This is a genomic window from Pseudoalteromonas sp. L23 (genome assembly GCF_021728455.1).
In the GTDB taxonomy this organism is placed as follows: domain Bacteria; phylum Pseudomonadota; class Gammaproteobacteria; order Enterobacterales; family Alteromonadaceae; genus Pseudoalteromonas.
Genome location: NZ_JAKKCW010000031.1, coordinates 1 through 16,176, shown reverse-complemented (window position 1 = coordinate 16,176; position 16,176 = coordinate 1). Strand labels below are relative to the sequence as shown.

Here is a 16,176-nt window from a genome sequence, read left to right as displayed (position 1 = left end):
GAAGTGCTTACGCTTGCTTCAGTTACACTGATTGAACCGTTGCCATCAGTATCTAGTTTTTCAAAATCGCCACCAGCGAGTGCTGATGCTGAAACCATTGATAGACCTGCGATAGATAGTGCTGCTAATACGTTTTTCATAATCAGTTCCTCTCATATTTCTAAACTTGTCGTTTCTACTTCTCTACATTGATTTGTGTTGAAGCGAATGTTTTTTGCTTTCGAGATAACTATTCCAACTTTGATGCCAAAGTTTAAAAGGTAATAAAAATCAAAACATTAAAAACAAAGGTGGATTTTCATTAAGAATGTATTCAGTGAGATTGTTGCCATTTAGCAACAGGTGACTTATTGGCAAGATTAAAAGTTACTTATTTTCAATTAGTTAAACTGTCGCTTAAAAGAAACAACCTAAAAAGATTATGATATAAAGCGAGTCTAAAGCGGTTGATCTTCATGCGATAGTTATTCACATTTGCTCTTAAGTTGAGCTGGCAAAAAAAATTTTATAAAAATATCGAAAATTTTTACTTATCTTTTCTAAGGAACCAGAAAAAATAAAACCAATTTAAAAATCAACATGTTAAAGTGTCGTTTCATTTTAATGAAATCGCTATAGAAGGGGCTGAGAGGTCAGTAAACTGACGGAAAACAGAAGTATTCTAAAAAATATCAGAGAAAAAAGAGGGGTGTTGCTAAAAAGCAACACATCCAAGAGTTGCATTTAGTTATAAGTGATTGCTTTGCATTAAGCTTGCACGATCCATCGTTGATGTAAAAATTTTATAATGAATTTAGCTACATGGTCTTCTCTTGACTAATATTTGTAATGACCGAAGAACACAAAGCTAAAAACAATGAATCGATTGGAAAACGAGCTTTATCATAAAGTAATGACAAACAGGCATATTTTTAATTTCATTCAAGAGTCGTCTTTGGATGGCCTCTGGTACTGGAATTTAGAGCAGCCCGAAGAGGAGTGGATGAGTCCGAAGTTCTGGACTACACTCGGCTACGATCCATCAACTAAACAGCATTGTTCTTCAGAGTGGCAAGATATCATTAACCAAGATGATCTTAAGTCAGCTCTTGATAATTATGATAAGCACCTAAAAGACCCTAGTTACCCTTATGATCAAATCGTTAGATATCGCCACGCATTAGGTCATACTGTTTGGATCCGCTGCCGTGGACTTATTATTCGTGATGACAATGGCAAACCGACAAGAATGATTGGTGCTCATACTGACGTGACAAAGTTAAAGGTAAATGAGCAAAAAGCCATTGATGCGTTATCAGCCAGAGATAACTTTTTCGCTCGAATGTCTCATGAGATTCGAACTCCTCTATTCGGAATGTTAGGTGTTACGGAGTCTCTTTTGGCTGATACGACCAATGAGAATATAAAAGAGGATTTGAATACAATATTGAATTGTGGCGAGCAGCTTCAGCGCATTCTCAATGACATATTAACATTAGCTAAAATTGATGCCGGTAAATTAGCGCTAAGTATAGAAGTTGTATCACTTTCAAGTGTACTAAGCCATCTTCATTTTCTGTTTGCCAAAACAGCGAAAGCTAAAAACCTTACTTTTTCTGTGAACACTAAAGAGTGCCTAAATATGGTTGTTGACACGGATAGAGTGAGATTACTTCAAGTACTAAGTAATATCGTGAGCAATGCTATCAAATATACTAATGAAGGTTGTGTAACAATATCAACAGTTCAATCTGACGCTTTTTGTTTAATCTTAATCCAAGACACCGGTGTAGGGATTGAAGACGTAAATAATGTTTTGCAGCCTTTTGAGCAAGAAACAAAAAACCGTTCTCATGATGTAAACAGCACGGGGTTAGGTCTAGATGTTGTTTCACACCTATGTGAACTCCTCAATTTAGAGTTTTCCATTAGGTCCACTGTCGGTCAGGGAACAGAGGTGGCTGTGAGAATACCGGCTCGGGTTGCAAAGCATACAGAAGAGATTTTCTCAAAAGAGCGTACAAGCATTTCAAATGTGGAGCTTGGTCTAGTTTTGCTAGTTGATGACAATGCCATCAACTTGATTGTGGGTGAAAAGATGCTGGAGCCCTGTTGTACAAGTTTGCACAAAGCAAAAGATGGATTAGAGGCATTAAAGCTTATTAAGCAAAATCCCTATGATATTATTTTATTGGATATCAACATGCCACGAATGGATGGTTTAGAGGTACTAAAGCAGTTAAAGCAACTTAGTTTACCTTATCGACCTAAGGTTTTTATGCTCTCTGCTGATGCCTATGAGACAACGAAACGAAAATGTCTAGTGTTAGGCTGTGATGGTTTCCTTACTAAGCCATTTACTAAAGAGCAGTTATTATTACTTCTACAGCGCTAAAGCCATGCGACTCTGTTTTTCCCCGCGATTTTAGCACTCAGTAATGCATTATCCGCTGACATGAGCAATTCATCAGCAGAGGATACAGCTATTGCGGTGTCCAGTGTCACCCCTCCAATACTCGCCGTCACATAGTGTTCGGGTGAATTTTTATGCTCTATTTGGGATGAAAACAGAGACTGTAGAAGTTTGTTTGCCAAAACTCGGCCATTTGCTTTGTTGGTGTTTGGTGCCACTAGTGCAAATGTATTTGTGTCATAACGGTATAGTGCGTCATAAGGCCGCCTAATTTGCATTTGCATACTCTGAATGCAGATACGTATCGTATCATCTCCCTTTTTATATCCGTACGCGGCATTAAACTGACAAAAATAATCAAAGTTTAATAGCATAACACTAATCGGCTTGTTACTACTGCGATGGTAAAGTATGGCTCTATCAATGTCTTTGTCGAATACTGCCCGATTAAAAGCCCCCGTCATGTCATCTAAATATGAACAAGGTGTAATCAATTCTGGTGGTAGCTTATGATGTAATAAATTGACAATCTTCTGCTTTAATATTTTGCTAGATACAACATCACTTACCACATCAACCAATCCTGCGTGCCAACCAAGCGCCCCCTTTACCTTTTCAACTTTAGGAGTGATAAGAACTGTTGGTGTAACAAGCGGACAGAAGTGCTTTTGTAATAATCGATATACTGTAATTTCACAAGATGTGTTACGCACGATAATGACGTCTGGATGATGCTTTTTCATAAAGTTAACTGCCCACAAGTGATTTGTGAAACGGTGCACTCGCCCCAGCTGATATATTTCGGCTTCCAATAAGTGAAACGATTGGTGGTTGCTGCCGATGATGACAATGGTGCAACCTTTTAGTAAAGGTATATCTGATGGTAGTTCTTTCATTCTATCTTTCCTTAGCTGGGACGAATATAAGCCAAACTTAATTCACGCACAGAGCTTAGTAAGAAAGTATTGAATTGCGAGTTTCACACAAAACTATTTCACCTAACGGACTAATGCAGGCTATAAATAAATAGTAGTTCACATAAAAATATTGAAAAGTAGGCTGTTCCAATGACCATCCTAGCTTTGGTTATTAGTGAAAAACAAAACATCACTCCAGAATGAATATAGTCTATGTTGCGCTAAGGATATTCAATGAAAATTTTGCTAGTTGACGATGATAAAGTAGATCGTATGGCAGTTAGCCGGTCATTAAAAAAAAGCAATCTGCAATATCAGCTAGTAGAAGTCGAGACTGTAGACGAAGCTGTAGACGCTCTTAACGAAACCCAGTTTGACTTATTGTTGTTAGACTATTACTTGCCAGTTAAAAATGGAACAGAGCTGTTATTGGAAATAAAGAAAGTACAGGCTGTATGTAATTTAACCATCATAATGATAAGTAACCACCACAATGAAGATTTGTTACTTCAATGTCTGGATTTAGGAGTGCAGGAGTTTCTGTGCAAAAATGAAGTGACAGCGGGTCAGCTCAAGCGCGCTATCGTCCAAGCTGAACGACGCAAAGAGCTTGAAACAGAGCTGTATCACAATTACATAAAGATTAAATCCATGGCGGAGCGGGACAAATTGACTGGCATGTTTAACCGCCACTATTTTGAAGATGCTTGTCACAGAGTTGTAACGGCAGGACCAGGGCGGTACAAGTGTGCGGGTATTGCATTTTTCGATATTGCAAACTTTAAGAGTATTAATGACCTACTTGGGCACGACACTGGTGATAAGCTATTGCAATTATTCAGTGCGCGTCTACAAACTGAAATGGCACAAGAAGATGTTGTAAGCCGCTCTGGTGGAGACGAATTTGCCTGTCTCATCGTGTCACAAAAAAGTCCCCTTCAGCTTAAACTGGAAATTGAGAGAATACTGAGAAAGCTTAAAGAAGCTTACTTTATTGACGAAAAAGCACAGACTTGCGATGTCAATGTTGGAGTCTCTCTTTTCCCCGCTCATGGCAAAACAGCAGAGTCATTAATACGCTTTGCTGATATTGCACTTTTTAGAGCGAAAGCCATGTCAGATAGTGCGGTGTGTATATTTCAATCAGATATGGAAACAACATTCCAGCGCAAGTTTAAGATAGAGCACGAGCTTACTGTTGCACTCAGTTCAAATGCATTTCAATTGGCCTTTCAGCCTGTTGTTGATACTGAAAGTTTACAGGTTGTTATGCTAGAAGCATTGATCAGATGGCCATCTGGTGAAACTTCGTGTGATCCAAACGAATTTATCCCTATTGCGGAAGAATCCAAGTTAATTAACCCACTAGGTCGATGGATAATCTCACAAGCCATGGCGCAGTTTGCAAGATTTAAAGCAGGACTTGGCACGGGCGTAGGGCTTTCAATTAACCTTTCACCAGTTCAACTCAGAGACAAAGCACTTGTTAAATTTATTTCAGCTACATTAAAGCAGGAAAACTTATGGGCTAACGCACTTACCTTTGAGATCACTGAAACGGCACTGTTAGAAAACGAGCCCCAGATAATTAAGACACTCACTGAAATACATCAGTTGGGATGCAATATTGCGTTAGATGACTTTGGAACTGGGTACTCTTCTATTTCTCATTTACTTCATTTTCCAATAGATATCGTAAAAATAGACAAATCAATCACTTCTCAAGTTACAGAAAGTGGTAAGGGGGCTGCAATTTTTCGAGGTTTGGTTCGGATGCTAAATACATTATGTGTCGAGGTTGTTGCTGAGGGGGTTGAGAATCACCAGCAGTATCTCGAGTGTAAATCTGTAAAAGTCGCTAAGACACAAGGGTATTACTTTTCTAGTGCCGTATCTGAAAGTGTCATCATTAATACAGTAAAATCACTTAACCGAGAAATGTTTGAAAAGAGAATGGTGGGGTGCCCCAGATAAGCTGTTAACCCCTATCGCTATACTGTTAATTACATTTATCGTTTCATTTACTTTACACTTGAAGGTTTAAATTAGAATAATCACACTAGAAATTTATATAACCTTAATATTTCCTTTTTCGAGCACGGTGCTACACTTGCTCCGCTAACAATGAGGAAAGGTTCATGTTTGACCGTAGTCGGTATGCGAGTAAGTTGAGAGCTGCTAAATGTATTCTAATCGCTGAAGATGATGTGGATGATCAGTTGTTTATACATGACGCGTTGATTGAAAACGGTGTGCGAGAAGAGCAAATTAAGTTTGTTAATGATGGCGTTGAATTACTGGAGTATTTAAGGTTTTCCGAATACCCACCAAGCATCATTTTGTTAGATATTAACATGCCGAGAAAAGGCGGAAAGGAGGTACTCAAAGACATCCAAGAAATGCCAGAGTACAAGTTAATTCCCAAAGTGATGTTATCTACATCTGATCATGAAGAAGACATTAATGAATGCTTTAATTTGGGGGTTAGTACTTACCTAAAGAAACCACACAACGTGCTTTCATTAAAGGAATCTCTAAATTCGTTGCTTTCACTGTTTTTCGGTTTTTCCGAACTACCTCATTGATATAAGGTAAGTACAATCCAGACTTATAGGGTCCACATATCTATAGTGTGTGAGGGAGTGAAAGATGGATTGAATTTAAATGTAGACTTATGAAGGAGTATGAAAAATAAAATGTGCCAAAGCTCTGTGAAAGCGAAAGTGCTTCTAAAAAATGCTACCCAGGACTTACACCTTGAATCAGAAAAAGCGATGTCACACCTGGTGCGGGATGACTCGTTTAGCCAAGTAATTTATCATGCCATTCTCGTCTCTCTTTATAATCTTAATAGTCAAGTTGAGAGAGATTACATCAAGTTCCCCACTACAAAGCGTTTGTCTATTGGACGGGAAAAGCTTCAGTGGTTGAGAGGTGATATCCATGAAAATGGAGTTATTTGGAGTGAATGTAACGCTAGAGAGCATGATATCTATTTTGATAATGAAGCCCAAGCTCTTGGTGCGATGTACGTCGTGGAAGGATCGATGTTTGGAGGGCACCATATCGCTCAAATGTTAAAGAAACATCGTTGGGCTAATACCTGTCGTTTACGTTACTTTCGAAATTATGAGTCAAGCCGGCAGCAAAAATGGTCAGAGTTTACTTCGGAGTTGGAACGTTACTATAAAAAAGATATAAGTAGTTTTACTCAGCTTCATCTAGGAGCTGAAAAAACGTTTAATCACTTCACCTTTCTTCTAAAAAGCATTTAATATGATTTCTAAAATAACCACCACATTAGATAATTGTGATAAAGAGCCCATCCATATTCCTGGTTCAATTCAGAGCTTCGGATATTTACTTGTTATAGAGCCCGCTACCTTAACGATAAGTAGTTTGAGTGAAAACTTTGCAGATATACTCAATCAACCTATAGATGATTTAATTGGACTAAAAGCTAATGAATTATTCGACGAGCAATTTATCGGAAAATTGAAGTCTTTACTTATTGATGGTAAAGGAAAGCTCGTTGACCCTGTTTTGACCAAAATCCGCAGCTCAAAATTGGAGGAGTTGTTTTTTGAAGCCACAGTCCATTATTTCAAAGATTCACTATTAATAGAATTAGAGCTGACCAAAGAGCATACGGAAGCGAGCTTACAATCTTTAAATCACCTTTTAAAGTATTCACTTGCAGCTATACTTGACTCCAGTTCTATCACCTCTTCTTTTCACGAGGCAATTAAAGAAATTAGGCGCTTGACTAATTTTCATAGAGTCATGTTGTATAAGTTTGATCACGAATACAATGGTGAAGTAATAGCTGAGTCAAAAATTGAAAAATTAAATTCGTTTTTGCACCAACATTTTCCGCAATCAGACATACCTAAGCAAGCGAGGGACTTATACTTGAAAAACCCTATTCGAGTATTAGTTGATGTGGATAGCGAAACCTCTCCTCTCTATCCCAAAAAAAAGTCTGTTGACTTGAGTCCTTGTATCTTAAGAAGTGTTTCTCCGATCCATTGCCAGTACCTGAAAAATATGGGGGTCAAAGCGACAATGTCTATCAGTATTGTCGTTCACGGAAAATTATGGGGGCTAATTGCATGCCATCATTATGATCGCCATCATGTTTCTTATAAACAAAGAGAGTTTGCGCAATATATTGGTCTTATACTTTCATATCTATTATCAATTAAAGAGTCCGCAGAGAAGTCGGTAGCAGAGGCTAAAGCATTAACATTAAGCTCAACCGTGACGCAGCGGATGACAAAGGAAATCTTTTTTGCTGATGGCCTAAAGTATGAAAGCCGTAGCCTTTTAGAAATGATGAGAGCTTCCGGTGTTGTTTGGCGTGTTGATGGTAAACTTGAAACTTTTGGCCACACGCCGGATAAAGAACAGATAGAAGAGTTATATCAATGGTTAAAAACAATACAAACTAGCGCTGAGCCTATATTTCACTGTCATAGCTTGAAGGCGTTAAATAGTTCGTTTGCGAAGCTATCAGGTGTAGCAAGCGGTTTGCTATTCATGCCTCTGTCCGTAGAAAATAATTGTTTTATCATGTGGCTAAGGCGTGAAGTGATCCACACAAAAAACTGGGGTGGTAAACCTGAAAAGCAAATTGCTTTTCAGGATGATGGAAGCCACCGCCTCATGCCTCGCAGTTCTTTTAAGTTATGGGTTGAAAATGTCAAAGGCCAAGCTGAGCCATGGAGTGACGTTGAAATTAACTGTGCACTGAAGTTTAGAAACTCTCTTTTAAACTACATGTTAGCTAAGTCTGAAAGATATAAGAAGCTCAGCGAACTATTAGAGCATAAAGTGATGCAGAGAACAGCTGCGTTACAAAGTGAGATCGACAGCAGAGTGGAAGCTGAGCGTCTTTTAGCCGTAGCTTTAGAAAAAGCGGAAGAGTCAAACAAAGAATTGGAACGCTTTGCATTTCTAGCATCTCATGATCTCCAAGAGCCACTGAGAAAGATTCAAATGTTTACTGACCGAATCTTGCACGCATCGGAGGGCATGACTGAGCGACAGCTTAATTATTTGGAGCGCATGTCAGGCTCAGCTGAAAGAATGCAGCAACTTATAAAAGGACTACTGAGCTTTTCTCGCATTGATAGGAAAGGAGAAAAGTTTGTCACTTTTGATCCCAGACCTGTACTGGATGAGGTGATAAATGATTTGAGTCTTAAGGTTAAATCAGCTAGAGCATCAATTTCCATTAGTGATTTGCCGCCGCTTCACGGCGATCAAGAGCAAATAAGGCGAGTATTCACGAACCTATTAAACAATGCTTTAAAATTTCGGTCTACTGAGAAGCCCCCCCATATATTGATCTCTGGGCAGGAGTCAATTGAAGGGGTTGAGGTCAAAGTTAGGGACAATGGTATTGGCTTTGCCCCAGAGTTTAATGAGCAAATCTTTAATTTGTTTGAGCGGCTTCACGGTCGAAATGAATATGAAGGAACGGGTTTGGGTCTGGCTATATGTAAAAAGGTCATAGAGCGGCATCGTGGGAGAATATGGGCAGAGAGCGAGTTAGGTGAAGGCGCTACCTTTTCGTTCTTCTTGCCTCATGAAAACCTAAAGGAGGCTCTCTCTATTGAGGTTTAAGTTTCAGTGATTGGATGGTTCTCAGTAGTAGCCGTTCCAAACTGTGTTTGAACTGAGGATCATCTTGTCTAAATATGATGAACTATATTTGGAGAGCAGGGAGCCGTTAGATGGTAAAAGAATAGACCTGTGAAATTGCTTTACAGAGCCCTAGCTTAAGCTAATATTCAATATAAATATTATAAGGTTGGGGTGTCTTACTTTATGATTAGTAATCGGTTAATTCACTTCTGGCAGGGGCGTTCCTTGCGCTTCTGGTTGACATCGGGGCTTATTGTTACCATTGTTCCATTTTTTTTATTTTCAATAATTGCTTTTAGCTTCGTACATTCTCATATTGTGGAGCCTTTGCTTACCCTATCAGGGAAACAGCAAAAAGGACTTAACTCGATAAACGAGATGCAGATTGCGACTCTTGAAGCAACTACCTCATTAGCTGACTTTGCTATTAGCCAAGAAGAGCAGTACTTCAAAGAGTTTCATGAAGCGTATGAAAAATTATCTCAAAGCTTAGATATAATAGAACTGCACTCAGCAGAGCCCAACGAACTTTTAAAAGGTGAATATAGGCAGGCGAAATATTATGCTTTTGCAGCTTTGGATAGGATTTCCTCTTCATTATCAACTACAAATCAGGTGGAGGTTGACAAAGCAATTATCGAAGCCGAAGGAAACTTAGAGAAGTTGGGGCATGCGTTAACAAACATGAGTTACCTTATTCAGGACGAAAACACCCAAATTCACCATAACTCACTTGAGGCAACTTTTTTATCTGAAAAAATATTTGTTTTCTTCTTATTGCTATCAGTTTTATTCGGTATAACAGGGTTGTTAATTATAAATAAATCATTGATAAGTAGTATGAACAAGCTAACAGAAGGGGCGACTAAGTTCGCTACAGGTGACGTCGAACATAATATTAATATAGGTATACCATGTGAAATGGCTTCTGTAGCTCATACATTTAATTGTATGAAAGAGACTATTCTCAAACAACAAGCCGAGCTGGAGCACATGGCTTCTTGCGATCGACTCACAGGCCTTCCTAATCGACATAAATTTGATGAATTAGCTATTTTAATATTAGAAAATGCGCAAAACTTTGGAACTCAGTTCTGTTTGGTTATTTGTGATATAGATCATTTTAAGAAGCTCAATGATCAATTTGGTCACTTATGTGGGGACGAGGCTTTAAAAATCGTCTCAATTAAACTTCAGTCAGCTGTGCCTCGTGATGCTCACATCTTTAGATATGGTGGGGAAGAGTTTATAATACTCTTGCCTAACCGCCCTAGCTCTGAAGGAGTAACAATTGCTGAAGAGTTGAGGAGAAATATCCAAAATAGCTCTAACCGCTTTAGTTCTAATGAAAAGTTTAAACTAACAGCAAGCTTTGGAGTTTCGACTTTCCCTGAACACGGAGAAACCATAGATAAGCTAATTGAAGAAGCTGATAAGGCGCTTTATAGGTCAAAGGAAAGTGGTAGAAACTCAGTGAGTTTAGCTTACAATACTAAATGATTGTGAATAATAAAAATGACTATCTTTAAATTAATCTGCTTCAAATATTGTTAAGCATTAACTCAAAGGTGTAATGTTTACATAGGTAATTAATTCCTCCTTGTCTCCTGTTGAGAAACTATTACTTAGTCGGCTTCAAAAGAAGGTGGGGCTGCGCAGTGAACTAACAGAATTGCTATTTTAAGTGCTTCGATAATCGACTCTTACCACTGCGGTTTTCTTACTCTTTTTGAGTTGAAATCTATTCGGCTCTCTGACTTGGCATAAACTTTGATGGTACAGGCCTATTAGTAAAGCTTTTCGTTTATACGATGACTTATGGTAAAGGAGAACATTTTATGAAATCTTTAGTAGCATCACTAGGAGTAACTTTTCTTAGCTTTCTTTCAGTAAGCGCACAGGCGAGTTCTGAGTTTGACAAATATGATATTGATAGAGATGGACTCATAACCTTGATTGAGTCAAAAATAAACCCCTACTTGATGGCAAGATTTAAAGATCTGGATTCTGATCAGGATGGCCGCTTGACCAAATCCGAATTTGATAATTTCAAGAATTAGTCTTTTAAAAAAACGAGTAAAATTTTGGTTATAGGTACAATAGTTTTACGGTTGTGCCCATTATGTAGTATCGAGCCATAGAGGTATCTTAACTGGGCTATTGCTTATTTAGTTTGCACCACAAACTCTATTTTTCCCGTTACCCTTAGCTTTGTACAAAGCTTTGTCAGCGTTTAGTAATAATTCAAAGTGTGTCATCTTAGTATGTTCACTGCTAATGTATGTAGCCACACCAGCACTAACGGAGACATAATTCAAAGGCGATTTATTGTGAGCAATAGCTGATTCAAAAAAGCTTTGGATCACTCTTTTGGCAATTTCCAAACTTGAAGTGTAGGGGGTGTTGGGAAGTAAAATTGCAAACTCTTCTCCACCATAGCGGTATATCGCATCCAATGGCCGCCGGATCTGATGGTGTACCGAATCAACAAAAAGCTTCAGAACATCATCACCCATAAGGTGGCCATACTCGTCGTTATATAGTTTGAAATAGTCAACATCTAGCATGATGATACTTAATGGACTATTTGCGCGTTTCGAGCTGCGAAAATGCTTATCGAGATCTGAGTCGAAAAGTCTGCGGTTAAAAGCACCTGTTAGTCCATCTACGTATGAATATTCTCTCAGTTGATCGGCTTGCTTTTTATACTTTAAGTGAGTAATAACGCGGTTAAATAGTGTACGTGCAACAATTGGTTTACTGATGAAATCAACCGCACCTGCATCCCAGCACATTTCCTGCTGATTTTCTTTAATGTTTGATGTTACAAATATGACAGGAATTCTGGCAGTTATCGGGTCTTTTTGTAGCTCTGTACAGGCTTCAATACCTGTTATCCCTTCTAGCATCCAATCCATTAAAACCAAGTCGGGTAGAGTGAGCTTGATGTACTCTACAGCTTTCTCGGCACTTTCAAATGCAACGACGTTGCAAATATCTTCGACGCAAGCACAAAGTACTTTTTGAGTCAGAGGGGAGTCTTCTACAACAACGATTGTACAATCACTAAGTTCAGCGACCTCTTCAAACATTTGCTTTTAGTCCCATTGTTATGTATCGCTTTTGCCTATTTCTTGTGAAAAGTTACTAATAGATAAAAATGATGTTGCTATTTTTATCTATACTTTTAACCTAATCACCCAAATTAATCTAGTTCTTTAATAGAGCTTATAAACTATATTTGAATTTCTTAGCTTAACTTACTGGTATCAGAATGAGTCAAATTGATAGAAGAAAGTTTTTGAGAGCTTGTGGAGCGGGTATCACTGCTTCCGCGTTAGCACTAAAAGCGCCCTATGTGTTCGCAAGAAATAGAACCACATTGAGGGTAATGGGGACACATGTCACGCTTCAAGAGCCTCTTAGGTTACGAGCAATGAAAGAGTTGGGGATTAATATTGAGTATACCCCAATGGGATCCGCTGCTGTTTTACAGAAAGCCGCAGCCGATCCTAGTTCATTTGACCTTTATGAGCAGTGGTCTGATTCAATTAATATCCTTTGGCAAGCCGGTGCGATACAACCAATTGAAATTGATCGACTTACTTATTGGAAAGAAATTAATGCATTGACGAAAGTTGGTAGATTAACTCCTAGCGCAAACATAGGTGCTGGAGATGCTCCAAACAAAATTTTATATGTCCAAAGTGACGGGAGCTTAGGCAGTTCCGAATCTAAGCGTATAAGCTTTCTTCCCTATGTTCATAATGTAGATTCTTTTGGTTATAACACAAACTTTATTGCTAAGGGGAAAGCATATGAAACTGAGTCATGGGGATGGCTTTTAGATGAATCAAATAAAGGAAAAACGGGGATTGTCAATGCGCCGACGATAGGGATTTTTGATCTCGCACTGGCTGCCCAAGCAAATGGATTAGTGAGTTTTCAGAACATAGGCAATATGACGATTCAAGAAATTGATAAATTGTTTAAGGTGCTTTTAGAAAAAAAACGTGGAGGCCATTTCTCTGGATTCTGGACTTCTGTTCCTCAATCAGTCCAGTTCATGTTAGATAAACGAGTCCATATTCAAAGCATGTTTTCTCCAGGTGTGAGTGCCTGTAGAGGACAGGGAGTGCCTGTGGTATACGCTTCACCTAAAGAAGGTTATCGTGCGTGGCATGGGGTGATGTGTTTATCAGCTTTAACCAAAGACCATGTTAAAGATGCGGCATATGATTACATGAATTGGTGGTTATCTGGATTTCCCGGTGCTTTCATCGCAAGGCAAGGCTACTACATTTCTAATCCAGAGCGCAGCAGGCCGCTTATGTCTAGCGCAGAGTGGGATTATTGGTATGAGGGTAAAGCTGCAAAAACGTCATTGAGAGGTACTGATGAGAATATAATCATAAACGAGGGAGAGATAAGAGATGGAGGAAGTTACATCAAGCGCTTCTCTAATATAGCAGTTTGGAATACGGTAATGGAAAATTATGACTATAGTTTAGATCGTTGGTATGAATTACTAAATGCTTAGGGATCATATGATTTTGCCTTTTGTTCGCTCCCTCTCCTCAAAAGTATTTTTTGTGTTATTGGTCTTTATTGTCAGTCTCAGCGCTGTCTATGGAGTGTTGAATACGAGGCTTGTAACCATTGATGAAACGTTGAATGATACTTTGACTGTTTCTAAGAGGTCTGTTTCAATCCTAAAAATCAATAAGGAAATTGTAGAGTTACAAAGAGATATTTCAGTATTTAGTGCTTCAGGTAGCAGGGCTATTTTTGACAAGATCAAAGATAATTATTTGCGAATAAAGTCTAGGCTAATTGACGTTAGGAGCTCAACACAGCGGCCTGATGAACTTAATATCATCAATGCTATGCTCACGATTGTCGAGAGATACGGTCAAAATTTAGAAGTATTGATACCAAGGTATGAAGCAAGGGGGATTTTGCTGGAGGAGAAGCTTCCCGCCATCGCTTTGCTGGCTGAGCAGCAATTTAGAACCAAGTTGCATGGAGGGATAACGACAAATGAGAAGCTTGTTGTTTATGAGCTGCTCGACTTGTGGCAAGGGTTGGCTAGAAACGCAAATTTATATCTAACAAAAAAAGACTATCAAAAGAAAGCGCTTGTTATTGACGGTTTAAAGCGAATCGAGCAATTACTTGAGTTGGCAAAAAAACAGAATATTTTTGAAGACGAAAAATTGCACCAGTTGTCGATAAACTTTAATAAAGCATTTAATGAAAGCATTCAAGCGAATAGAAACTACCTCACTCTCGTAAATGTTGTAATGGCTGGTGATGCGGTAGAGTTTTCCACACTAGCTGACAAACTACGCGCTGACTCTTTGGATAGGTTAGATGAAATTCGTGTAAACGCGGAAAAGAGCGTAACGCAGTCAGAAAAAATGATTCAGCTATCCATGTTAATTGGGGGGGGATGTTTGTGTATTTTTGTACTCTTTTTTCATTTTCATATTATCCGTTCGATTCGACAGTTAACGGAGAGTTTCCAATATTTTATTCAGGGAGATTTGTCAAAGCCGATTAGAGAGTTGAACCGTAAGGATGAAATAGGGATGCTAGCAAGTGCAGCAAACCAGTTCAAAGTTTTGAGTGGAGAGTTGGTTGACGCCAAACTGGAAGCTGAACAGACGTCAAAAATTAAATCTGACTTTTTAGCCAATATGAGTCATGAAATAAGAACTCCCATGAATGGCATATTAGGAATGGTTAGACAGCTGCAAAAAACAAAGCTAAATAGCACTCAATCTAAGATGCTAGATGTAATAGGTTCATCGGGCAAAAGTTTACTGGTGATTATTAATGACATTCTTGATATTAGTAAGCTTGAAGCAGGTAAAATGGAATTGGATTCTCACCCCTTTGATATCAATAAACTCGTTTATGAACTTGAACAAATTTGTAGGCCTTTGGTGAAGTCAACCAACGTGCAATTTGTCATAGATAATCGGCTTCCACAACATGCTCGATTTGTACAAGGTGATGAAGTGCGCTTGAAGCAAGTTTTACTTAATTTGCTGAGTAATGCGATTAAATTTACGAGTGAGGGAGGTGTAACCCTACGCCTCACTCTAACAAAAGAGCTAAATGCTTCCCAAGTCATGAATTTTAGTATAACTGATACAGGTATTGGAATTCCACAAGATAGAATCGCAAAATTATTTGAGGCCTTTTCGCAGGCCGATACCTCAATTACACGACGGTTTGGGGGGACTGGGTTGGGGTTAACAATCTCTAGCAAACTACTTGGGCTTATGGGCGCTCGGTTACAAGTGAGCAGTATTGTTGGGCAAGGTTCAACTTTTGAATTTTCGCTTATTTTAGCTAGATGTTCGAGGTCAGATGTTGAGAAATTAAATAGTTTTAAGAAGAAAGGTGCTGAGATTCTTTTCGCTACTCAAGGCTCTATATTGCTCGTTGAAGACAATAAAGTTAACCAAATTGTTGCGATATCAATGCTTAAAGATATTGGATTTACTAAAGTTACAATTGCAGAAAATGGTAAGGAAGCTGTGCAACTATGTCAGGAAGCTGAGTTTGAGTTGATTTTGATGGATATGCAAATGCCTGAGATGGACGGTCCAACTGCTACTCAGTACATACGACAGTTACCACACTTTACAGATACCCCTGTGATCGCTCTCACAGCAAATGTACTAGAACAGGATAAGCGACGTTGTATGGACGTGGGAATGACTCATTTTGTATCCAAACCGATAGATTACAACGATTTTGTTAATGCGCTAAATGAGGTCTTACCGCACAAGCGAAATGAAAAGGCGCAGTAAACTACAATATTGAACTTTTACGATTAGAGTCTACGAACCACTTTTTAACTACTTAATAGCATTTTTTAAATGTTATCTTGAAATTTCAAATTTTCTGACTATAAAAAATATAAACACTAAAGAGTGATTATATATGACGAGTCGAACAGCGCTTGAAAAAGCGGATATATTTATTGGCGATGACTCTCTCTCCGATTTAATTTTTGACAATATCCCTGACTACGCATTTATCAAAGATGATCAGCTTAGGATAGTAAAAGCGAACGATGCTTTTCGCTCCATGTATCCAGAAGAAGCCAGAGAGAAAATTATTGGCTACACCACACTTGACTCTTATCAACCAGAAGAAGTAGAAGAGTTCATTAAAGATGATAAAAAAGCCTTGGAAACAGGG

12 protein-coding genes and 1 pseudogene are annotated in these 16,176 nt (G+C 38.6%); 10 read left to right on the top strand and 3 right to left on the bottom strand.

The window, feature by feature from the left end; all coding sequences use genetic code 11:
- A pseudogene (locus tag L3V43_RS23280) lies at nucleotides 1-140 on the bottom strand (EF-hand domain-containing protein); the annotation flags it as partial.
- A gap of 716 nt (nucleotides 141-856) precedes the next feature.
- Here L3V43_RS23280 and L3V43_RS23275 point away from each other — a divergent pair.
- Nucleotides 857-2,374: a PAS domain-containing hybrid sensor histidine kinase/response regulator gene (locus L3V43_RS23275; RefSeq protein ID WP_237123950.1), complete on the top strand. Its 1,518-nt coding sequence runs from the start codon at nucleotides 857-859 to the stop codon at nucleotides 2,372-2,374.
- Here the strand turns inward: L3V43_RS23275 and L3V43_RS23270 are convergent.
- Nucleotides 2,371-3,288, bottom strand: a complete 918-nt coding sequence (locus L3V43_RS23270) for a GGDEF domain-containing protein (protein WP_237117490.1) — start codon at nucleotides 3,286-3,288, stop codon at nucleotides 2,371-2,373. The genes L3V43_RS23275 and L3V43_RS23270 overlap by 4 nt on opposite strands.
- Before the next feature lie 255 nt (nucleotides 3,289-3,543).
- Between L3V43_RS23270 and L3V43_RS23265 the strand changes: the two genes are divergently transcribed.
- From L3V43_RS23265 to L3V43_RS23240, 6 genes are all read left to right on the top strand, one after another.
- Complete coding sequence (locus tag L3V43_RS23265; protein ID WP_237117491.1) at nucleotides 3,544-5,283, top strand: EAL domain-containing protein; 1,740 nt, start codon at nucleotides 3,544-3,546, stop codon at nucleotides 5,281-5,283.
- Nucleotides 5,284-5,447: 164 nt separating this feature from the next.
- Complete coding sequence (locus L3V43_RS23260; RefSeq protein WP_237117492.1) at nucleotides 5,448-5,894, top strand: response regulator; 447 nt, start codon at nucleotides 5,448-5,450, stop codon at nucleotides 5,892-5,894.
- Between the two features lie 99 nt (nucleotides 5,895-5,993).
- Nucleotides 5,994-6,584 carry a biliverdin-producing heme oxygenase gene (locus tag L3V43_RS23255; RefSeq protein ID WP_237117493.1) on the top strand — a complete coding sequence of 197 codons (591 nt, stop codon included), beginning with the start codon at nucleotides 5,994-5,996 and terminating at the stop codon, nucleotides 6,582-6,584.
- A 1-nt stretch (nucleotide 6,585) separates the two neighbouring features.
- Nucleotides 6,586-8,937 carry an ATP-binding protein gene (locus tag L3V43_RS23250; protein WP_237117494.1) on the top strand — a complete coding sequence of 784 codons (2,352 nt, stop codon included), beginning with the start codon at nucleotides 6,586-6,588 and terminating at the stop codon, nucleotides 8,935-8,937.
- A 204-nt stretch (nucleotides 8,938-9,141) separates the two neighbouring features.
- Entirely contained in the window at nucleotides 9,142-10,458 is a 1,317-nt protein-coding gene (locus L3V43_RS23245; RefSeq protein WP_237117495.1) for a GGDEF domain-containing protein, read from the top strand.
- A 338-nt stretch (nucleotides 10,459-10,796) separates the two neighbouring features.
- On the top strand, nucleotides 10,797-11,018 hold the full coding sequence (locus L3V43_RS23240; RefSeq protein WP_237117496.1) for an EF-hand domain-containing protein: 222 nt from the start codon (nucleotides 10,797-10,799) through the stop codon (nucleotides 11,016-11,018).
- 108 nt (nucleotides 11,019-11,126) lie between these two features.
- Here L3V43_RS23240 and L3V43_RS23235 read toward each other — a convergent pair whose 3' ends face one another.
- Nucleotides 11,127-12,050, bottom strand: coding sequence for a diguanylate cyclase (locus tag L3V43_RS23235; protein WP_237117497.1), 924 nt, complete (start codon nucleotides 12,048-12,050; stop codon nucleotides 11,127-11,129).
- 182 nt (nucleotides 12,051-12,232) lie between these two features.
- Between L3V43_RS23235 and L3V43_RS23230 the strand changes: the two genes are divergently transcribed.
- The 3 genes from L3V43_RS23230 to L3V43_RS23220 all read left to right on the top strand — a co-directional run.
- Nucleotides 12,233-13,498 carry an extracellular solute-binding protein gene (locus L3V43_RS23230; protein ID WP_237117498.1) on the top strand — a complete coding sequence of 422 codons (1,266 nt, stop codon included), beginning with the start codon at nucleotides 12,233-12,235 and terminating at the stop codon, nucleotides 13,496-13,498.
- Between the two features lie 7 nt (nucleotides 13,499-13,505).
- A complete protein-coding gene (locus L3V43_RS23225) occupies nucleotides 13,506-15,782 on the top strand; it encodes an ATP-binding protein (RefSeq protein ID WP_237117499.1) in 2,277 nt (758 codons plus the stop codon).
- Between the two features lie 133 nt (nucleotides 15,783-15,915).
- On the top strand, nucleotides 15,916-16,176 hold a 261-nt coding region (locus L3V43_RS23220; RefSeq protein WP_237117500.1), incomplete at its 3' end, for a PAS domain-containing protein.